Annotated in this window: 17 protein-coding genes; 6 read left to right on the top strand and 11 right to left on the bottom strand. The window is 65.6% G+C overall.

The window, feature by feature from the left end; genetic code table 11:
• Positions 1-85: 85 nt before the first annotated feature.
• Together FLL57_RS11155 and FLL57_RS23610 are read left to right on the top strand one after the other, a co-directional pair.
• The gene (locus FLL57_RS11155) at positions 86-1,015 is read left to right on the top strand and encodes a glycine reductase (RefSeq protein ID WP_142882922.1); all 930 of its coding nucleotides are present in this window, start codon (positions 86-88) and stop codon (positions 1,013-1,015) included.
• Positions 1,016-1,540: 525 nt separating this feature from the next.
• Positions 1,541-3,313: an ArnT family glycosyltransferase gene (locus FLL57_RS23610; RefSeq protein ID WP_142882923.1), complete on the top strand. Its 1,773-nt coding sequence runs from the start codon at positions 1,541-1,543 to the stop codon at positions 3,311-3,313.
• Positions 3,314-3,407: 94 nt separating this feature from the next.
• Here the strand turns inward: FLL57_RS23610 and clpA are convergent, their stop codons facing one another.
• Positions 3,408-5,795 carry an ATP-dependent Clp protease ATP-binding subunit ClpA gene (gene clpA, locus FLL57_RS11165; RefSeq protein ID WP_013502002.1) on the bottom strand — a complete coding sequence of 796 codons (2,388 nt, stop codon included), beginning with the start codon at positions 5,793-5,795 and terminating at the stop codon, positions 3,408-3,410.
• A 191-nt stretch (positions 5,796-5,986) separates the two neighbouring features.
• Positions 5,987-6,316 carry an ATP-dependent Clp protease adapter ClpS gene (gene clpS / locus FLL57_RS11170; protein ID WP_041807799.1) on the bottom strand — a complete coding sequence of 110 codons (330 nt, stop codon included), beginning with the start codon at positions 6,314-6,316 and terminating at the stop codon, positions 5,987-5,989.
• Positions 6,317-6,788: 472 nt separating this feature from the next.
• On the opposite strand from clpS, the gene FLL57_RS11175 reads away from it, so the two are divergent.
• Together FLL57_RS11175 and FLL57_RS11180 are read left to right on the top strand one after the other, a co-directional pair.
• Positions 6,789-8,240, top strand: coding sequence for a pilus assembly protein (locus FLL57_RS11175; RefSeq protein WP_142882924.1), 1,452 nt, complete (start codon positions 6,789-6,791; stop codon positions 8,238-8,240).
• 384 nt (positions 8,241-8,624) lie between these two features.
• Positions 8,625-10,355, top strand: coding sequence for a serine hydrolase (locus FLL57_RS11180; RefSeq protein WP_013501999.1), 1,731 nt, complete (start codon positions 8,625-8,627; stop codon positions 10,353-10,355).
• Positions 10,356-10,605: 250 nt separating this feature from the next.
• Here FLL57_RS11180 and FLL57_RS11185 read toward each other — a convergent pair whose 3' ends face one another.
• The 4 genes from FLL57_RS11185 to FLL57_RS11200 form a co-directional block, all read right to left on the bottom strand.
• The gene (locus FLL57_RS11185) at positions 10,606-11,331 is read right to left on the bottom strand and encodes a DnaJ domain-containing protein (protein WP_013501998.1); all 726 of its coding nucleotides are present in this window, start codon (positions 11,329-11,331) and stop codon (positions 10,606-10,608) included.
• A gap of 55 nt (positions 11,332-11,386) precedes the next feature.
• The gene (locus tag FLL57_RS11190) at positions 11,387-12,121 is read right to left on the bottom strand and encodes a hypothetical protein (RefSeq protein ID WP_047309180.1); all 735 of its coding nucleotides are present in this window, start codon (positions 12,119-12,121) and stop codon (positions 11,387-11,389) included.
• Positions 12,122-12,195: 74 nt separating this feature from the next.
• Positions 12,196-13,023: an alpha/beta fold hydrolase gene (locus tag FLL57_RS11195; RefSeq protein ID WP_013501996.1), complete on the bottom strand. Its 828-nt coding sequence runs from the start codon at positions 13,021-13,023 to the stop codon at positions 12,196-12,198.
• A gap of 268 nt (positions 13,024-13,291) precedes the next feature.
• Complete coding sequence (locus FLL57_RS11200; protein ID WP_047309181.1) at positions 13,292-14,215, bottom strand: division plane positioning ATPase MipZ; 924 nt, start codon at positions 14,213-14,215, stop codon at positions 13,292-13,294.
• A gap of 254 nt (positions 14,216-14,469) precedes the next feature.
• On the opposite strand from FLL57_RS11200, the gene panC reads away from it, so the two are divergent.
• Positions 14,470-15,321, top strand: coding sequence for a pantoate--beta-alanine ligase (gene panC / locus FLL57_RS11205; RefSeq protein ID WP_047309209.1), 852 nt, complete (start codon positions 14,470-14,472; stop codon positions 15,319-15,321).
• 39 nt (positions 15,322-15,360) lie between these two features.
• Here panC and FLL57_RS11210 read toward each other — a convergent pair whose 3' ends face one another.
• The 4 genes from FLL57_RS11210 to FLL57_RS11225 form a co-directional block, all read right to left on the bottom strand.
• The gene (locus FLL57_RS11210) at positions 15,361-15,780 is read right to left on the bottom strand and encodes a DUF1489 family protein (RefSeq protein WP_013501993.1); all 420 of its coding nucleotides are present in this window, start codon (positions 15,778-15,780) and stop codon (positions 15,361-15,363) included.
• A 36-nt stretch (positions 15,781-15,816) separates the two neighbouring features.
• Complete coding sequence (locus FLL57_RS11215) at positions 15,817-16,887, bottom strand: hypothetical protein (protein WP_047309182.1); 1,071 nt, start codon at positions 16,885-16,887, stop codon at positions 15,817-15,819.
• 310 nt (positions 16,888-17,197) lie between these two features.
• On the bottom strand, positions 17,198-17,389 hold the full coding sequence (locus FLL57_RS11220) for a hypothetical protein (RefSeq protein WP_013501991.1): 192 nt from the start codon (positions 17,387-17,389) through the stop codon (positions 17,198-17,200).
• A 209-nt stretch (positions 17,390-17,598) separates the two neighbouring features.
• Entirely contained in the window at positions 17,599-18,255 is a 657-nt protein-coding gene (locus FLL57_RS11225; protein ID WP_013501990.1) for a glutathione S-transferase family protein, read from the bottom strand.
• A 119-nt stretch (positions 18,256-18,374) separates the two neighbouring features.
• On the opposite strand from FLL57_RS11225, the gene FLL57_RS11230 reads away from it, so the two are divergent.
• Positions 18,375-18,665, top strand: a complete 291-nt coding sequence (locus tag FLL57_RS11230) for a DUF3253 domain-containing protein (protein ID WP_013501989.1) — start codon at positions 18,375-18,377, stop codon at positions 18,663-18,665.
• An 8-nt stretch (positions 18,666-18,673) separates the two neighbouring features.
• Here FLL57_RS11230 and FLL57_RS11235 read toward each other — a convergent pair whose 3' ends face one another.
• Positions 18,674-19,468, bottom strand: coding sequence for a YdcF family protein (locus tag FLL57_RS11235; RefSeq protein WP_142882925.1), 795 nt, complete (start codon positions 19,466-19,468; stop codon positions 18,674-18,676).
• Between the last annotated feature and the right edge of the window lie 30 nt (positions 19,469-19,498).

Raw genomic sequence — 19,498 nt, forward strand, 5'->3', positions numbered from 1 at the left:
CGCGGCTTCCCTTCACAGGCGCATCCTTGACTCACTCGGGCAACGGGCTAGCAATCGAAAAACCCTCGCGCAACGGGAACGCAGGATGGCCGAAACCGATCCACTTGCCGGCTTTGCGGCAGACGACGACGTACCGATCCAGTATATGGCGCGCACCCGCGCTTATTATCAGGCGATCGGCTACGACGTGCCGTATCGCTGGGCGCACCACACCGGTTCGCCGTTCGCCCCGTTGGCAAGACCATTGGCACGATCCCGTGTCGCGCTGATCACCACCGCTGCGCCTTACGATCCCGCCAAGGGCGATCAGGGCCCCGGCGCGGCCTATAACGGCGGCGCAAAATTCTATCAGGTCTATGACGGCGACACCTCGCGCGATCACGACCTGCGCATCTCCCACATCGCCTACGACCGCACCCACACCACCGCCACCGACAGCGGCACCTGGTTTCCGCTGCCGCAGCTTCGCCGGCTGGCGAACGAAGGCCGGCTGGTCCTGGCACCGCGCTTCTTCGGCGCGCCGACCAATCGCAGCCATCGCGTCACCATCGAGACCGACGCGCCGGAGATCCTGGCGCGCTGCAAGGCCGATGGTGTCGACGCCGCTGTGCTGGTGCCGAACTGCCCGGTCTGCCATCAGACCGTATCGCTGGTGGCGCGCCATCTCGAAGCCGCCGGTATCTCCACCGTGGTGATCGGCTGCGCCAAGGATATCGTCGAGCACGCCGCAGTGCCGCGATTTCTGTTCAGCGATTTTCCGCTCGGCAACTCCGCCGGCAAGCCGCACGACGAAACGTCGCAGGCCTTCACCCTCGATCTCGCGCTGCGACTGCTGGAATCCGCGCCGGCGGCCCAAACCACGGTGCAGTCGCCGCTGCGCTGGAGCGATGATCACCGCTGGAAGCGCGACTACAACAACGTCGCCAATCTCAGCGCCGAGGACCTGGCGCGGCGGCGTGCCGATTTCGACGCCGAGAAACAACGTGCTCGCGGACTGCGCGACGGCGTTGCCTGAAACGCACGCCCTTACCTCATTGCCTCCGTGCGGCGCTAAGCCTCGTCTTTCCGGCAATTGCCTGGCCGACCCGTTGGACTAAAACGTCGATTCGAAACGCCACGAGCGGCCGCGGTATCGATACCGCGGGTTCCGTTTCGCCAGAGGACGACGACCATCAAGCGCAAGCAACCCAAACAGCGTCGGCCGAAGAAGAAGCATTACGGCGGCAAGGCCGGCCTGCGCCCGTCCGCCGAGACGCTGACGACGGTGCCTGACGACGATGCGGTCGCGTCGCCACGTACCGAGGACGCGCCGGTTTCGACCGCGGCCGTGCCGGCGCCGGCTGCGGCTGATGCGCGCCCGGCCTCACCTCCCGCAAGGCCGCAGGCTGCGGCCAAGCCGCCGCACGGCTCCAGACCGAAACCACCCCAGGTCAAGGCAGCGAAACCGGCGCGCGGCGCCGGGCAAGCTGCGCCCGCCCCCGCAGCCGCGCCCGCTGCGCCACGTCCGGCTGCGGCACGCTCCGGTTTTTCACCGCTGACCATGCTGCTTGGTGCCGGCGACAGCCTGCTCGAGATGCTGCGCAACCGTCCGCAGCGGCTGCTGTTGTGGATCCTCGGCCTGTACGGAACGCTGTGGTTCGTCAGCGCGATCAGCTTCCCGGGGCTGCCGGCGGTCGGCTACGAAATGGCGCTGTTCGGCAACGAGTTGCAGGGCGGCTACTGGAAATACCCGCCGCTGGCGCCGTGGCTGACCGAATTGGCCTCGCTCGCCACCGGCCGATGGAACGGCGCACAGCTCCTGCTCGCGCTCGGCTCGGCGCTGATGACGCTGGCGCTGTTGTGGCGGCTCGGCGCTGCGGTCTTCGGCGACAGCGGCGCCACGCTCGCGGTGGCGCTGACGATCCTGATCGGCTGTTTCGGGCCGCAGGTCACCGCCTTCGATCCCGCGATCGCAAGCCTTCCGTTCGCGGTCGCGGTGGTCTTGCTGTATCGCAAGGCGGTGTTCGAGGACGCCCGCTCGAGCTGGATCGGACTCGGCGTCGCCGCCGCGTTGATGATCGCCGCCAACCATGCAGGCGCGGCGTTGATCCTGGTCCTGATCGGACATTTGCTGCTGACCGCCGATGGCCGCCGCCGACTGTTGTCGGCCGGGCCGGGAATCGCGGCAGTCGCCTGCTTCATCGTGCTGCTGCCGCATCTGATTTGGCTGGCGCAGCCCAACGGCTCTCCGCCCGTCGCAGCTCCCGACGGTCCGCTGTGGCCTCGGCTCGGGGCCGCCTTCGCCTTCGTGTTCAGTCAGGTCGGCCTCAATCTCGGGCTGGTCGCTGTGGCGGCTCTGGCGTTGCTCCCGCGGATGCCGCTGCAAGGCGAACCCGCGACTGTCGACATCACCCCGCCGAGCCGTTTCGATCGATCGCTGCTGCTGTCGGTCGCGACCCTGCCGTCGCTGCTGGTCGCCATCGGCAGCGTGTTCGACTGGTTCAGCATCGGCGCCTATACCGGCAGTGCTCTGGTGGCATTTTCCGGCGTGGCGCTGGTCGCGCTGCTGCCGGCGCGGGCCACGATCGGGGCGCCGCGGCTGGCGGTGGCGGCTTGGCTTCTGGTGCTGTTCGGGGTGCCGATCGGCTACGCGACCTCGACGTATTCGCGCGCCTACGGCAGCGGCCCGGTGCCGACCGAGCTGTACCCGGCCCAGGCCCTGTCCAACGCGATGCAGTCGGTCTGGAAGAGCCGGACGACGCGGCCCCTCGATATCGTTACCGGAAGCACCAGCGAGGCCGGTTTCGTGGCTGCCTATGCGTCCCCGCGGCCATCGGTGTTCATCGACGCCGATCCAGCCAAGAGCCCGTGGATCACGCCGCAACGGCTGAAGCAGTCCGGAACGCTGGTGGTCTGGAGCACCGACGAGTTCGCCCGAACCGACGTGCTGCCGCCGCCGTATCGGGCGGCGCTTGCGAACACCTCGCCGTTGTTCGGCACGATGCTGCTGCCGCTGGGCGGTGGAAAGCTGAAGGCCTATGGCTGGGCGATGATTGCGCCGGAGGGCGTCGCACTGACGCCTCCGCCCGCGGCCACGCCGCCTGCGCAGGTCGCGCCACCACTGCCGCCTGCCCCCGCTCCCGCCGCTCCGCCTTCGCCGCCCGCTGCTGCGCCGGAAACTGCACCTCCGACACCGGCTTCGCCCGGTCCGTCTCCTGAGTCACGCCCGGCCCCGGCCGATGAACCGGCGGCCCCGACGAATCCAGCCGCCGTTCCGGCGGACGAGCAGCCGTCGCCCGCAGGCCCCGCACCGGCCCGGTCGCCCGCGCAATAATCGGCAAACGGCTGCACCTGACGGCACAGCTCCACAAACGACGAGGCCGGCGATCGCTCGCCGGCCTCGCTGTTTCTGATCGTCTGGCTTCCGGTCAGGCCTTCTCGACCTGATCCTTGATCTTGGCCTTGCGCGACGAGCCGCGCTTCTTGGCGCCGCCCGGTAGATTCTCGGGCTTCGGCGTGACCGGGCCGTCGAGGAATTCGAAGCCGATCTTCTCCAGCTCGACCCCGGCGACGCCTTCGTCCTTGACCAGCACAACCCTGACGTGGCCGCCGCCCTTGAGCCTGCCGAACAGCACCTCGTCGGCCAGCGGCTTCTTGATGTGCTCCTGGATCACCCGGGACATCGGCCGGGCGCCCATCTGCTCGTCGTAGCCGTGCTGCACCAGCCAGGCCTTGGCCGGCTCGGACAGCTCGATGGTGACGTCGCGGTCGGCGAGCTGCGCCTCGAGTTGCAGCACGAACTTCTCCACCACCATGCCGATGACGTCGGCATTGAGGTGCGCGAACGACACGATGGCGTCGAGACGGTTGCGGAATTCCGGCGCGAACTGCCGGTTGATCGCCTCGTGATCGTCGCCTTCACGCTTGCTGCGGGTGAAGCCGAACGCCTGGCGCGCCAGATCCGCCGCGCCCGCGTTGGTGGTCATGATCAGGATCACGTTGCGGAAGTTGACCTGCTTGCCGTTGTGGTCGGTGAGCCGGCCGTGATCCATGATCTGCAGCAGCACGTTGTACAGATCGGGGTGCGCCTTCTCGATCTCATCGAGCAGCACCACGCAGTGCGGATGCTGATCGACGCCGTCGGTCAAGAGGCCGCCCTGGTCGAAGCCGACATAGCCGGGAGGTGCGCCGATCAGACGCGACACGGTGTGGCGCTCCATGTACTCCGACATGTCGAAGCGCAGCAGTTCGACGCCGAGCGACGACGCGAGCTGCTTGGCCACCTCGGTCTTGCCGACGCCGGTCGGACCGGAGAACAGATAGCAGCCGATCGGCTTCTCCGGTTCGCGCAGGCCGGCGCGCGCCAGCTTGATCGACGCCGACAACGCCTCGATCGCCTTGTCCTGGCCGAACACCACGCGCTTCAGGGTCTGCTCGAGATGCTTCAGCACCTCGGCGTCGTCCTTCGACACGCTCTTCGGCGGGATCCGCGCCATGGTCGCAACCGTGGCTTCGATCTCCTTGATTCCGATCGTCTTCTTGCGCTTGTTCTCGGACAGCAGCATCTGCGCCGCGCCCGACTCGTCGATGACGTCGATCGCCTTGTCCGGCAGCTTCCGGTCATGGATGTAGCGCGACGACAGTTGGACCGCGGATTCGATTGCCTCGTTGGTGTACTTGAGCTTGTGATAGTCCTCGAAGTACGGCTTCAGCCCCTTCAGGATCGCGATCGCGTCTTCGACGGTCGGCTCGTTGACGTCGATCTTCTGGAAGCGCCGCACCAGAGCGCGGTCCTTCTCGAAGTGCTGTCGGTATTCCTTATAGGTGGTCGAGCCCATGCAGCGGATGGTGCCCGAAGCCAAGGCAGGCTTGAGCAAATTCGAGGCATCCATCGCGCCGCCGGACGTGGCGCCGGCGCCGATCACGGTGTGGATCTCGTCGATGAACAGGATCGCGTTGGGGTGGGCTTCGAGCTCCTTCAAGACCTGCTTGAGACGCTCCTCGAAGTCGCCGCGATAGCGGGTGCCGGCGAGCAGCGTGCCCATGTCGAGCGAGAACACCGTGGCGGCGGACAAAACCTCCGGCACTTCGCCATCGACGATTCGCTTGGCGAGCCCTTCGGCGATCGCGGTCTTGCCGACGCCGGCTTCGCCGACGAACAGCGGGTTGTTCTTCTGCCGGCGGCACAGCACCTGGATCGCACGGCTGATCTCGGCATTGCGTCCGATCACCGGGTCAATCTTGCCGTCGCGGGCCTTCTTATTGAGATTGACGCAATAGGTCTCGAGCGCGTCGCCCTTCTTCTTGCCGTCGTCGCCCGCCTTGGTCTCGGTGTCTTCATCGACGCCGCGCACCGGCCGCGCTTCCGACACGCCGGGCCGCTTGGCGATGCCGTGACTGATGTAGTTGACGGCGTCGTAGCGCGTCATGTCCTGCTCCTGCAGGAAGTACGCAGCGTGGCTCTCGCGCTCGGCGAAGATCGCAACCAGCACGTTGGCGCCGGTCACTTCTTCACGCCCTGAGGATTGTACGTGGATCACCGCCCGCTGGATCACACGCTGGAAGCCCGCCGTCGGCTTGGCGTCTTCAGAGCCGTCGGTGACCAGATTCTCGAATTCGGTTTCGAGATAGTTCACCAGGCTGGCGCGCAGCTTGTCGAGATCGACGCTGCAGGCGCGCATCACCGCGGCCGCGTCGGAATCGTCGACCAGAGACAGCAGCAGATGTTCGAGGGTTGCGTACTGGTGATGACGCTCGTTGGCGATGGCGAGCGCGCGGTGGAGGGATTGCTCAAGGCTTTGCGAAAATGTCGGCATTGCGTCCTCTGTGTCCCCCGCTGATCATGATCGCCGCTGCACCGTGACGCAACAACAACCTTTCCAGATATAGTGTCCAAACCTGATCGCGAAAGACTGGTTCCGTATCAGTCCGTCCACCAAGCAAGTCCGGGAAAACCCGCCGGCTTGAGTCAATGCAAAACCCGTTCCGAACGACCGCACCCGGGCGGCTATTTCTTCTCCATCACGCATTGCAGGGGATGCTGGTGCTTGCGCGCGAAGTCCATCACCTGCGTCACTTTGGTCTCGGCGATCTCGTAAGTGAAGACGCCGCACTCACCGATGCCGTGATGGTGGACATGCAGCATCACCTGGGTGGCCGCCTCGACGTCCATCTGGAAGAACTTCTCCAGGACGTGGACGACGAACTCCATCGGCGTGTAATCGTCGTTCAGGATCAGCACCCGATAGAGGCTGGGCCGCTTGGTGCGCGGCTTGGTCTTGGTGATGACCGAGGTCGACGGCGTGTTCGGGCCGGAGCGGCCTCCCTCGCCCGCCATCGCCATCGGCCGGGTCGTCGGGTCGCCGGCCGTGCCGGCAGCGAGGTGGCTCAGAGAAGATTGCAGCATGGCTTTCGGTATTTAGATCCCAGGGAACTTCCGAGACGCCGGAACCGCAACGTGCGTTCAACGCGCAAAGCGCCGACGACGCCCGGCGCAGCGGCTCCCGGCACGACGCAGCGGCGGAATACGGTAAATATGGGTCGAGTGCGGATTTGCTGCAAGCGCGGAAATGCCGGAGGCGATCCCCGGCGGGAATTGTCCTCAACGCACCGGTCGGCGCAGCGGCCCGGTTAACCAATGGTTGCCCGATGGCGGCGAATCCGCGCCACCTCGTTCGGACACCGTCAAGCACGCTGACCCGCTCCGCGGTATTTGTTCAGCAGTTTAGCGAGTTTATGAGAATCATTTTACGGAGCGTTTATCCATCGCGCCCGATCCTCCGGCCGAAAGCCAGGATTCCGGTGCCGCCATGTCCATTGCCTCTCTTGCCGCCCGTCTGAACCGCGCCGCGCGCCGCTTTCCGGCCGCGAGCGGGGGCAACATCGCCGTGATATTCGGGATCGCCCTGCTGCCGCTGCTGGGTTTCGTCGGCGCCGCGGTGGACTATTCCCGCGCGTCTCGCGCCCGCACCGCCATGCAGAGCGCACTCGATTCCACCGCCCTGATGGTCGCAAAGGATCTCACGAGCGGCAAGATCACTGCAGAAAACGTTCAAAGCGCGGCCAACACTTACTTCACGAGCCTCTATAAGAACACCGACGCACCAAGTATCGACGTCACCGCGACGTACACCCCCAAAACGTCGTCCGAAAACGCCAGACTCACGGTGGGCGGCACCGGCTCAATCAACACCGAATTCATGAAGGTGATGAATATCTCGCAGATGTCTCTCGGCGCATCATCGACCACAACCTGGGGCGGAACACGGTTACGTGTGGCGCTGGCGCTCGACGTCACCGGTTCGATGGACAGCGCCGGCAAGCTCTCGGCGATGAAAACCGCAGCTAAGCAGCTCATCGACACTCTCAAGGCGACCTCAACCACCAAGGAAGACGTCTACATCTCGATCGTGCCCTTCAACGTCATGGTCAATGTCGGCCCCGGCAACAAGAACGCGACCTGGCTCGACTGGGACACGAACTACGGAAGCTGCAAGTCGAAATACACCACAAAGAACGCCTGCCAAGCGGGCGGCGACTCTTGGAACTACTGGAGCAACACATGCCAGTCCCAGAAAACTCTGAAGAGCGCCTGCCAAGCCGGCGGTCACACCTGGACTGCCAGCAACGTCAACTCCTGGAAGGGCTGCGTCACTGATCGCACGCAGAACTACGACACAACCAAGACTGAGCCGACCTCCGCCACACCCGACACGCTGTTCCTGGCACAGAACTATTCGGACTGCATGGCGTCGCTGCTGCCGATGAAGTCGGCCTACGAGGCAACAGAGTCCGATAGCTCGACCGACGCCACCACGTTGAAGGGCCGGATCAACACCCTCGACGCTCAGGGCGGCACCAACCAGGGGATCGGCATGTTCTGGGCGTGGATGACGCTTCAGGCGACGGCGCCGCTGTATACGCCGGCGAAGGATTCGGAATACAAATATACCGACGCAATCGTGTTGTTGTCGGACGGCATGAATACAAAGAACCGTTGGTACGGCAATGGCTCGAACTGGTCGCCGCAGGTCGACGATCGGCAGAAGATCCTGTGCGATAACATTACCACCAAGGTCAACGGCGTACCGGAAACTACGATCTACACCATCCAGGTCAACACCAGCGGCGATCCAGAATCCTCGGTGCTGAAATACTGCGGCTCGACCGGCGGATTCTTCTCCACCACCACCGCGTCCGGCATCCAGAGCGCGTTCCAAGAGGTCGGAGCCTCGCTGACCAAGCTGCGGATCGCAAAATAGGCCGCACCGCGCGCGCCCACAGGTCTCGGTTTCCGCGCCCCCGCCCCCGGCCGCGCCCTGCGACAACGGCCCGTTCAATCTCCGACGGCGGCCGCCGGGCTGAGATGCTGCACCGCGGGATTGGCCTCATCCTTTCGAATCCTCGGCATTGACGCAACCCTTGCTTAACCTTTTGGAAACCGGCCGCTCCTAACCTCAGTCCCTAAACATTCGCGCTCGCCGAGAAAAGCCGCGTCAATTCAGCCGCTTATCCGCCTCTCGGGCGCAGCCGCTGGTGCCGGGCTAGCGAGTGATTCCAACGCTGGATTCTGACGTTTCCGGGCTGCGCGGGCTTAATTCTGCCTCACGGTCCGGTGAATGATGAAAGATCGGACGGGGACGTTCATGCACCGCAATATTTCTTTCCGCTCGCGCGCGCTGCGAGTTTGCGTGCTCGGCTTGGCCACGATCTCCGCTGCGGTGATCTTCACAACCGATACCGCCGATGCGAGGCGGCGCCACAAGAATCACGCCCGCCACCACGTCGAACGCAACGCCTACAATCCCGCCTTCGCCTCGATCATCGTCGATGGCAATTCGGGCGCGGTGCTCAGCGCCACCAACCCGGACAGCCAGCGTCACCCCGCATCGCTGACCAAGATCATGACGCTGTATTTGCTGTTCGAGCGACTCGAACAGGGCAAGCTTTCGCTCGACAGCGAAATGGAAGTGTCCGAATTCGCCTCCGGACAAGCCCCGACCAAGCTCGGACTGCGCCCGGGCCAGAAGCTGCGGGTCGAGGACGCGATCAAGGGACTGGTGACCCGCTCGGCGAACGACGCCGCCGTGGTGATCGCCGAGACGATCGGCGGCAGCGAGGCTGAATTCGCCAGGATGATGACCCGCAAGGCGCGCGCCCTCGGCATGTCGCGCACCGTGTATCGCAATGCATCCGGCCTGCCCAACAGCGAGCAGGTCACCACCGCCCGGGACCAGTCGATCCTCGGCCGCGCCGTTCAGGATCGTTTCCCACGCTATTATCGCTACTTCTCGACCAGCGTATTCGCTTACCGCGGCCAGTCGATCCGGAACCACAACCGGCTGCTCGGGAGCGTCGAAGGCGTCGACGGCATCAAGACCGGCTACACCCGGGCCTCCGGATTCAATCTTGTCACCTCGATGCACCGCGGCAACCGCTTCCTGGTCGGCGTGGTGCTCGGCGGTCGCAGTGGCGGCTCGCGCGACGCCATCATGCGCAATCTGCTCGCCGAGAATCTGGAAAAGGGCGCGACCCGCCGGACCGTCGCCGCCATCACCGAGCGCTCGTCGGGTTCCGACGACATCGAGGTCGCGGAGACCAGCCGCAGCGCTCCCCCGGTCCAGGTGCAAGGTGCGGTTCAGGTCGCATCCGCCGCGCCCGAAACGGTGCTTCCAACGCCCCGCCCCGCCGCTCCGCTCACCCGTTCCGCCGCCGCCCCAGAACCAAAGCCCGAGCCCGGCCCGTTCAACAGCGGCACCATCGAGACCAAGCCGCTGGTGATCGTCCCCGGCTCCGCCGAACCGATGAAGCCGGTCCGGGTCAAGACGGTTCAGGTCAAGTCTGCTCCGATCAAGCTCGCTTCCGCGGTGGCCGCGCCGCCGGTTACCAGTGCAATCCCGCCGCAGCGTCGCGATCCGGCGGAAACCTCCGGAACCGCCATCGCCCGCGCCGAAACCCGACCGGAAACGATCCCGCAGCCCGCCGGTCACGGCACCGGCCAAGGCGTCCTCGGCGTGCTTCCGGCCTCCAGTGTGCCGTCTCGAAATTCTCAAGCCCTGGCCTATGCCGACACCGCTGCCGCGCCGGCTCCCGCCGTCCAACAGCAAGGCGCGATCAAGACGGTTGCCCATACCGGCTGGATCATCCAGGTCGGCGCTCTGGAAAGCGAAAACGAGGCGCGCAAGCGGCTGGAAGCGGCGCGGGAACAAGCCAGCGGTCTGCTCGGAAAGGCCGATCCTTTCACCGAGACCGTCACCACCAAGGGCGATCGCAAGCTGTATCGCGCCCGGTTCGCCGGCCTGGAACGCGACGAAGCCGAGGCGGCGTGCCGCAAGCTGAAGCGCTCCGACATCTCCTGCTTCACCATCAAGAACTGATCGCCGCCGCAAGGCCGTTTTCCGAACGCGACCGGACCTGTCCGGTCGCGTTCGCATTTGTGGCAGCCGGGGGCGCTACAGAACATCGTCCTGCAACGATCCTGCGGGCGGATCCCGCGACGAAACCACTCGTCAATGATTGATCGATAAGAGTTGAATCAACAGCCACGCCGAAACGGCGGGCGACCCGGGGCGTCAATTCGGGGATCAGGACACTCGCAGTCTGTAGCGTAAAGTTGCGTTGCTGGAGTTAGCTGCGATGCGTGCGAAGCAAGGTATCCTTGGCCGCGTTTACCCGGGCGGCAAGGTACGTCGACCCCCCTTGGTCGGGATGCAATTTCTTCATCAGGGTGCGGTGGGCGCGCCCGATCTCGTCCGGCCCCGCGCCCGGCTGCAGGCCAAGGATCTGATAGGCTTCCTCGGTCGTCATTTTGCTGCCCGACGGCTGGCTTCGCTGCCCCCCTGCCGTGTCTCCATGCGCGTTTTGACGCCAAGCGGGAAACCGGCGGTCCAGATAGCTTTCGAGTAGCGCACAGCTCTCCGCGTCAAAGCCCGCAAGCATTGCCGCAAGCTCGCCGAGGTCGAACTCGTCGAGCGAACGGCCGGCATTGGGGCCTTTCAGGATCTGTCCGGTCATCGCGCCGCTGTCGTGATCCAGCAGCATTTCAAGATAGTGCGACCGAACCGTCGAGGCCTGGCCGCGCGAGCGCGCTCCGCCGCCGAACAGGCCGCCGAGATTGCCGAAGCCGGCGTTCTGGAGCGGTGTCCAGCCGAGCAGCCCGGCGCCGAACAGACCGAGCGGTATCGCCACCGCCAGTTCGCCCCTGACGCCTGTGAACAGGGCCGCGGCCAGCGCGACCACACCGCCTGCGATCTTCAGCGCGCGTGCCAGCACCGCCGGGTTGGCGGACCGGAGCATTTGCAGCAGCGTGTACAGCACCAGAACGGCGATAGCGCCGGCAATCAGCGTAGGCATGGCGACAATATAAGGCGAGGCATCGGAAAAAGCACCGGGCCGCAGTCCAGCTCGACTACCGCATCTGACTGAGCAACAGCGCAGCTCCGCCGCCACTGCCGGCGAGCCGCTGCAGCGCCGCGCGGCCGCCTGCCGCATAGGCCGCGGCGGCGCGCAACAGTTCGCGGAGCTGCGCTGCGGCGCCAGGATCGAACCTGCACCATGCTCCACCGCTCAGTCGCGCAATCTCTCGGAAAGTCTGCTCAGCGACCGGGTCGCCCCCTTCCTGGAACAGGAAGACCGGCACTTTCAGCATGCCGAGCTCACCCGCTCGGGCACAAAGCTCATCGGCCTGCTCTTCCATAGCATCGCCGACGAACACGATGGCGCGCACCCCGGAGGCGATCGCCTCCTTGCGGGCGTCCGACAGCACCCGACCGATCTGGGTGTGACCGCCACGGCAGTCGATCTTGCCCATCAGCCGCGCCAGCTCGGCGCTCGACGAAATCCAGCCCGAGGCCCGGCATTCGTTGAAGCCGCGATAGTACACCAGGCGGATGTCCAGACGACCGGTCGCTTCAGCCTCGCGGAACATGTCGGCCTGCAGAGCGCAGGCCATGTCCCACGTCGGCTGCCGGCTCATCGTGGCGTCGAGAGCGAACACCAGACGGCCGCGCGCGCCCACTGCATCGGGCGCCATCGCCCGCGCCCTGGCGACGAAGGCGGCAATCTCCGCCGACGACGAAGGCGCCACCGTCTCGTTCTCGCGGACGGAAGGCTGGATCGAAACTGGAGTCGGCTCGCGGGACATCGGCACTCGCTAAAGGCTCTGCGAGACCTATGTGGCGACGGCCGGATCGAGCGTCAATGCGGTCGGCCAAAGAGCTATTTCGCCGATGCCACCGTGCCGGGACCGTGGGGGCGCGGACTTCGTCCGATCGCGATGCCGCCATCGTCCAGGAACTTGTCGAGCGACGCCGCGATCGCGTTCTTGACGCGCTCCGGACCTCGATCGCTCATCTCGGTGTGCTGAAACCCGGTCTTGACCACGGTGATCCCGGCCTGATCGCAAACATCGGGGTCCGGCACCACGCCCGGATCGGCCTTGAACACCGGATCCTCCGACCGGAACGTCAGAGTTTTGAACTTGCCGTCGATCATGAAAGGCACCCGCAGATTGTCGAGCGTCACGACACGCCGGATCAGCTCGGGATTGAGTTGCGCGTAGTACATCGAAATGTCGCCGCCGTTGGAATGTCCGACCATGGTGAGGCGACGGTAGTCGGCATTGGGAACGATCGTCTTCAACTGTGCGATCGCGAAATCGATGTTCGCAACGCCCTTCTCGTACACCGGCAGTCGCCCGACATACGGTTCGCCGACCTTGGTGACCAGCGGACCATCGGTCGGCAGATCGTGCTGAATACTCACGGCCAGATAGCCGCGCACCGCGAACAGGTTGGCAAGGAAGGAGTACTCGGTGAACTTCACCGTGTTGCCGTGGTTGAGAACGACGACCGGAAGCTCGGCCAAGCCGGCGTCGGCCTGCATTTCCTTGTCGCGTCGAACGGCGACGGCGACTTCCACCGGCCGTTGACGCGAGGCGTCGTAGAAGGTCAGCGTCTGATGCCGGATCGCCCATTTCGAGGCGGTGAAGTAAGCCACCGCCGAAACGAGGCACAGTGCCAGAAGAACTGTGATTCCACGTGCCATCATCCATCCCGCGTCGATCGGAAGCCCTGCCCGAAACGATCGACAATGGGACTATAAATCACAGTCGTATGACAGAAAGATCAAAGATTAGCAGATCGACGCCACCTCGTTGGGCATCTGCACAATGCCCCGCCAGCGCGCGGCCATCATTCTCCACGGCGGTTGCAGACGATCGAAATCTCCCGAGAAGAAGCCGTGTCGCGCAATGCCGTCCTCATTCGGGCTTCCGGATCACCAGCAAGGTCGGACCGATCCGGACGTCGCGCAACTAAGCGCCGACGATGTCGTGCAGCTCCAGCGGCGTGCCGGCCTGGGCGAACCACTCTGCGCGGTTGGCGGCGCGGCGGCGACCGCGCTCGTCGAGCGGCAACTTCAGCCTGCGCAGCAAATCAGTGACCTCCTCGCGCGCAGTCACGTGCCCCATGCTCGGCCGGGTGCCGAGGGTCGTCTCGTCGAGCTGATCCAACGCCGTCAGTCCGCGCGGAAAGAACTCCCGGTACACGACGCGCTCGGCGAACCCGTCGAGCGGCCGGAAACCGATCCGCATCGCGAGTTCCTTCAACCCGGCGGCGACCACCCGGTTGTTTCGCGATCCGAGTGTCGACAGCCGATTGCGAACGACGATCCAGTCGGTGTCGGAACCGTCGAGCTGGCGCCGCCGCCGCCGCGCATCGATCACCATCGCAGCGTAGTGACTTTCGCCCGTTACTTCGAAGGTCGTCGGGTCGACGGTCCCGAGCACGTCGAAATCGAGAAAGCTGTCGTTGATCGGCGTCACCAGCGTGTCGGCCATCGAATGCGCCAGTCGCATCAGATAACTATCCGATCCCGGCGTATCGATCACGATGAAGTCGTGATCGTGCTCGACGGCAGCGACCGCGTCGGCGAATTGCTGAAATTCGGCAGCTTCGTTGTCGGCGACCTGCATGGTCTCGCCGAGGCTGAGGCAGCAGTGCCGCGGCAATTCGAGATCGAGCCCGGCGTGCTCCGACCAGGCGCTGCGATTGGCGACATAGCGGGTGAAGCTCCGCTGCCGGCAATCGAGATCGATCGTCGCCACGCGCTGACCGGCCTTCAGCAACGCTACCGCGATGTGCAGCGCCAGCGTCGATTTTCCGGAGCCGCCCTTCTCGTTGCCGAGCACGATGACCCGCGCCGGGCCGGACTGATTTTCGGAAGCCTCAATCAGCATCGATCTCCCCTTCGCCGTTGATCTTCAAATCGGTGACGACGAGGGTCAAGCAAATTGCTGAAGTTGGATCGGGACGGAAGCGGCTTTGCGCTTCATGATGAATCCGGCACGCGTCGTCAGCCCGCCGTCAGGCTTAACGCACTGCCGCCGGTCGGTCGCCGCGGTGGCGGTCGGCAACACGGCTTGATAAGATCGGATTCCTTTCCGCAGCCGCCTCGTGCGGCATGGTCCCGCTGATCGCGATCGAGCTTTCGATGTCCAGTCCTCCCGTCGTCGCCCGCACCCTCCCCGCTCTCCGCCGCGCACTCGCCGAGCTGCGCCGGCGCAATGCCAGCGTCGCGCTCGTGCCGACCATGGGCGCCCTGCACGACGGGCACCTGTCGCTGGTGCGGCTGGCGAAGCGGCGCGCCGACAAGGTGGTGGTCTCGGTGTTCGTCAATCCGACCCAATTCGCCCCGCACGAGGATTTCGGCTCGTACCCGCGGACCTTCAAGGCCGACGCCGCCAAGCTCGCCGCCGAGAACGTCGACCTGATCTGGAATCCGGACGTCAAGGCGATGTACCCGGAAGGCTTCTCCTCCAGGATCATCACCGAAGGTCCGGCCGTCGCCGGCCTTGAAGATCGCTTCCGTCCGCATTTCTTCGGCGGCGTCGCCACCGTGGTCGGCAAACTGTTCAACCAGTGCCGGCCGGACGTCGCGGTGTTCGGCTCGAAAGATTTCCAGCAGCTTCGCGTGGTGACGCGGATGGCCGCGGATCTCGACATGGGCGTGAAGGTGGTGGGCGCGCCGACGATGCGCGAACGCGACGGCCTCGCGATGTCGTCGCGCAACGTCTATCTGTCGGACGAAGAGCGCGCGCTGGCGCCGACGCTGTACCGGGCGATGAAAGAGGTCGCCAGGCGCATCAAAGCCGGCAAGAGCATCGACGCCTCCCTGGCGGCCGGCGCCGAACTGATTGCTGGCGCAGGCTTCGTGCTCGACTATCTCGAAGCCCGCCATGCGGAATCGCTGGCTCCGATCAAATCGCGCAAGGACGGTCCGATCCGACTGCTGGTCGCCGCCAAGCTCGGCAAGACCCGGCTGATCGACAACATCGCGGTCTGAGACCGCATAGGTTCTCGACGACGCGGCGGCGGACGTCGCCTACAGCAGCCCGAGCTCCCGCAATTCGCGGCGCATCGGCTCCGGCATCGCCGCGATCCCCTCGGCGGCGTTGCCGAGGTCCTGCGGCGCGTCCGCCGCGGTGAGATAGCGCCAGCCCTGGAACGGTCGCATCGGACGCGGGCTGACCGGGTGCACCTTCGGTTCGAGCACCAGCCGGCAGCGACTGATTCCTTCACCGTCGCGAAATGGCTCGATCGCGGCCAGCTTTTGCCGCGCCGCGATCTCGCCCCGGATCACCCAATACAGCGATCCGCCATCGAGCAGTTCGGCGTCCCGCTTCGGGACCATTCGGGTGATGTGGATGTGCCGGCCGGCCTGCTTGGCGCGTTCCGTCACCCGCTGGGTCAAATCCTTCACCGACTCGCAGCCGACGGCGAGCTTGATCAGATGCAGTGCCATTGAGTCCAGGTTTCCTGCGCCGGCCGACGCCGCCGCTCAGTTATCCGAGGCCGGAGCTCCCGGCGCAAGCTGCACCGGCGCGAGCGGCTTCGGCTTCGGAGGAGCGGGCGGCCTCTTGGCCGGCGGGGTCGACGCGGGAGTACCGTTTGCGGTCTGATTGGCCGTCGCCTGGGCAGCGGCCGGGGGAGCGGAAGCCCTCTTGGCCGCCGCCGCGGGGGCGGCCTTGGCATTGGCTGCGGCACCATGCGCTGCGGGCGCGGTGGCCGGTCGGGCCGAACCGGCACTCGCAGCGCCCTGCCCAGGCTCCGGCGCCATGATGCTGACAGGCGGGATCGAGGCCGACGTCGGGAAATCGATATCGGTGGGTTTGCCGCTCGGGGCTTCCGCGGGTGCCGGCACGGCTGCCTGCGCAGGAGTCGTGGCACCGTTTGCGGGCGCGCCGCCGAAGCCTGCCGACATTGGGCCGCCCCAGCTCGGGGCGTAGCGGGTCAAGGTGGTCTCATAGAGATGCTCGCCGATGTTGGCTGCGATCCGGCTGGTGTCGGTGAGCGATCGAAACGCCGGGCAGTCGGTCGGCTGGCAGCGATCCTGCGACGCCAACACGTAAGCGATCAGGCCGTAGCGGTCGCGCTCGATCGCGCGGCGCAGGCGTGCCAGCTCCGGCGTCATCTGCTTGTCCGCAGCGGCGGCATCCCCCAGCGCGGTCAGTCGGGCCAGCCGGGCCGACGCATAGGACACAGCGGCCGCAACGGTCTCCGGCGAACTGAACAGCGCTTTTTCGCAGGCCGAAAGCACCATGTCGCCGGCGAGGTCGTCGACGCACGCAAGCGCCGGAATCGCCTTGGCGACCGGGTCACGCGCCTCGCCTGGAGCCTGTGCGGTGGCGCCCGCATTGCCGAGACCGCGAACGCCGGCATAGCCGGCCAGACCGATCGCGCCGAGCGTGATTACCACCAGCGCGCCATTGGCGAACGACTTATCGGCGCGCAGCAGCGTGATCAGCACCAAGAGCGCCACGAAGGCCGCAACCGCCACCATCGCCCACATCGGAAAAGCCGGTGAATGAAGAATTCGGTCGAGCGACGCCGACCAAGCAGCCCAATCCATGCGCGTTGTCCCCTATGCGCCGATCCGGCGACTGAACACCGGCTTTACGACCAAAATTGGCGCAACGAGAAAATGCGCAAGAGCAACGGAAAAACGGTGCAAGACAAAGCGAGAGTCAAAGAAACAGCGCCAGACTTGGCGACAGAACGCCAAACTTGGGAAACACCGGAAGGCGCGCGGAAGAGCAAAGAGCGAAAGACTCGTCGAAACAGTCCCCGAGATCGCTGCCCCTGCCTCCGTGAAGAGGAGTCGGGACAGCGATGATGATCTCAGAGGCAGTTAAGTCCTGGAGTGGATGACGACGCGCGGCTCAGCAGACGCTGAGCTGGCTTTCCTTGGCGACTCGCTCGAACGCCTCGGACATATTCTTGATGCGATACTGACAGTCAGACCCATCGGTCGGGAGCAGCCGGACGATTTCATAAATCCCGCTGGCTGCCGGACGGGCAACGTTGCTGGCGGTAAAATAGACCGATTCACCTACCACGAACTTGTGCTTCAACGCTCAACTCCTGCGCCACTTGATTACCGATCCGCCCCTTGTCGCCGGGTGTGATCGGTTCCCCCCAAGCCCCGCGCGCTTATAGCACGCGAGGAGGTCTCCTGGCCAGTGATTCACGCATGGCTGGCGCCCCGATTTTGCTTGTTTTTCAGCGATCTAGGCGGTGACAAGCCCGAAACGACGGGGCGCTGGGAATCAATCCCCTTGAGTCAGGCGGTTTCGAATTTGTCGATGATCCAAGTCTCGGCCAGGGCCGCCTGAGTCCATTCCTGGAACGCGGGCAACGCCATCATCACCTCCATGTAGCCCTGGACGATCGGATCGACCTCGACCGCGTAAGTCCGGAACCGGTGCACGACGGGGGCGAACATCGCGTCAACGCCGGTGAAGCGGCCGAACAGATACGGCCCGAACCGGCCGTAGCGGTGCCGGCAGTCGGTCCAGATCTCCTGAACCCGGGCGATATCGGCGTGCGCTGCGTCCGACAGCGGCTTGGCGCCCACCGGCCGGTGGATGTTCATGCCGCACTCGTTGCGAAGCGCGGCGAAGCCCGAGTGCATCTCGGCCGATACCGACCGCGCGTGAGCCCGCGCGGCGACGTCATCGGGCCAGAGCTGGGCCTTGGGAAAGCGCTCGGCGGCGTATTCGATGATCGCCAGCGAATCCCAGATGGTGACGTCGCCATCGACCAGAACCGGGACTTTGCCGGCGGCCGTGAAGGCGAGGATGCGCCGCTTGTCGGCATCGCCGGTGTAGAGCGGGATCACGACCTCGTCGAACTCCACCCCGGTCGCCCGCAGCGCGATCCATGGCCGCATCGACCACGACGAGTAGTTCTTGTTGCCGATCACCAGCGTCCGCGCCATGGCCGAAAACTCCCTTCATTTCCCGCAGCGAAGCATCGATCGGCAATCAATCCACGGCCGATGCGGCTGTCAATCTGTCGAGGTTGCGGCGCGCCGACCAATGCGGCACGTCCTAGCAGATGACTGCTGACGATTCGGCGCCCGCGCCCGCCCCCGCCTCTCCTGTCCCCGCCCTGGACGACGACATTCTCGCCGTGCTGAGCAAAGCCGGCCACGGCACGCTCAGCGCCCCGGAGATCGCCCACGCGCTCCGCCCCGAGGGTGACTGGCACGCGCTGCTGATGCCGATCCGCCGCGCGGCGGTCGGTCTGGCGCTGGCCGGACGGCTGGTGATCTATCGCAAGGGAAAGCCGGCCGATCCGAACGATTTCCGCGGCGTGTACCGGCTCGGCCTGCCCCGGCACGATTGAGCGGCGCGCTACGGCGACGGCAGCAGTGACGGGATCTTGCCGCCGAGCCGGTAGGCCAACAGCCCTGCCCATTCGTGCGCGGCGACGTCGGTGCGCGCCAGTCCCGCCGCCAGCGTCGCGAACGGGAGCGCCACGTCTTCGCGACCACGTGTCCGCCAATCCACCGGATAGGCGACCACGTCGAAGCCGGCGGCTTGAAACGCCATGATCGACCGCGGCATGTGGAATGACGAGGTGACCAGCAGCCAGAGTTCGCCGGGCTTGGGCGACACCAGCGCGCGCGTATTGGCGGCGTTCTCGGCGGTCGTGCGCGATTGGTCCTCCAGCACCACGCGGCCGGCAGCGAGCCCGAACCGCTCCAGCAACTCGCCGGCGAGCGGCGCTTCGGCAGCCGAGCGCTGGATCAAGTTGCCGCTGCCCCCGCTGTAGACGATCCGTGCCTGCGGATAACGCCGCGCCAGATCGAGCGTGGCGAGCACGCGCTCGGCGGATGCATCGAGCTCGACCGTATTGCGCGCGGCGCTGACCTCGGAATTGATCGCCCCGCCGAGCACGATGATCCCGTCCGGGGCGCGGCCGGCGTCGTGCCATGGCGGGTAGCGTTCGGACAGCGACAGCAACAGCACGTTGCCGAGCGGCGAATAGCCGGCGATCAGCAGCAGCACGACGCCGCCGATCAGCAGCGCCCGCCCCGCCCGCCGCCACCGCGTCAGCAGCAGCACCAGACCAGCCACGCAGATCATCGCTATCGTGTTGGACGGATGAATGAAGAAGCCGAGGATCTTGGAGAGCAGGAAGAACATCGGTCACCGGCGCACGCTGAAGATCGTGTC

The organism is Rhodopseudomonas palustris (assembly GCF_007005445.1).
Classification (GTDB): Bacteria; Pseudomonadota; Alphaproteobacteria; order Rhizobiales; family Xanthobacteraceae; genus Rhodopseudomonas; species Rhodopseudomonas palustris_G.

Bases quoted from the DNA above. Each gene is read 5' to 3' on its own strand.
- FLL57_RS11195 (WP_013501996.1), bottom strand. From the start codon at position 13,023: ATGGCACGTGGAATCACAGTTCTTCTGGCACTGTGCCTCGTTTCGGCG.
- panC (WP_047309209.1), top strand. From the start codon at position 14,470: ATGTCCAGTCCTCCCGTCGTCGCCCGCACCCTCCCCGCTCTCCGCCGC.
- FLL57_RS11185 (WP_013501998.1), bottom strand. From the start codon at position 11,331: ATGCCTACGCTGATTGCCGGCGCTATCGCCGTTCTGGTGCTGTACACG.
- FLL57_RS11200 (WP_047309181.1), bottom strand. From the start codon at position 14,215: ATGCTGATTGAGGCTTCCGAAAATCAGTCCGGCCCGGCGCGGGTCATC.
- clpS (WP_041807799.1), bottom strand. From the start codon at position 6,316: ATGGCGGGCGAGGGAGGCCGCTCCGGCCCGAACACGCCGTCGACCTCG.
- FLL57_RS11235 (WP_142882925.1), bottom strand. From the start codon at position 19,468: ATGTTCTTCCTGCTCTCCAAGATCCTCGGCTTCTTCATTCATCCGTCC.
- FLL57_RS11225 (WP_013501990.1), bottom strand. From the start codon at position 18,255: ATGGCGCGGACGCTGGTGATCGGCAACAAGAACTACTCGTCGTGGTCG.
- FLL57_RS11210 (WP_013501993.1), bottom strand. From the start codon at position 15,780: ATGGCACTGCATCTGATCAAGCTCGCCGTCGGCTGCGAGTCGGTGAAG.
- FLL57_RS11190 (WP_047309180.1), bottom strand. From the start codon at position 12,121: ATGTCCCGCGAGCCGACTCCAGTTTCGATCCAGCCTTCCGTCCGCGAG.
- FLL57_RS23610 (WP_142882923.1), top strand. From the start codon at position 1,541: ATGCTGCTTGGTGCCGGCGACAGCCTGCTCGAGATGCTGCGCAACCGT.
- FLL57_RS11180 (WP_013501999.1), top strand. From the start codon at position 8,625: ATGCACCGCAATATTTCTTTCCGCTCGCGCGCGCTGCGAGTTTGCGTG.
- FLL57_RS11215 (WP_047309182.1), bottom strand. From the start codon at position 16,887: ATGGATTGGGCTGCTTGGTCGGCGTCGCTCGACCGAATTCTTCATTCA.
- clpA (WP_013502002.1), bottom strand. From the start codon at position 5,795: ATGCCGACATTTTCGCAAAGCCTTGAGCAATCCCTCCACCGCGCGCTC.
- FLL57_RS11175 (WP_142882924.1), top strand. From the start codon at position 6,789: ATGTCCATTGCCTCTCTTGCCGCCCGTCTGAACCGCGCCGCGCGCCGC.
- FLL57_RS11155 (WP_142882922.1), top strand. From the start codon at position 86: ATGGCCGAAACCGATCCACTTGCCGGCTTTGCGGCAGACGACGACGTA.
- FLL57_RS11230 (WP_013501989.1), top strand. From the start codon at position 18,375: ATGACTGCTGACGATTCGGCGCCCGCGCCCGCCCCCGCCTCTCCTGTC.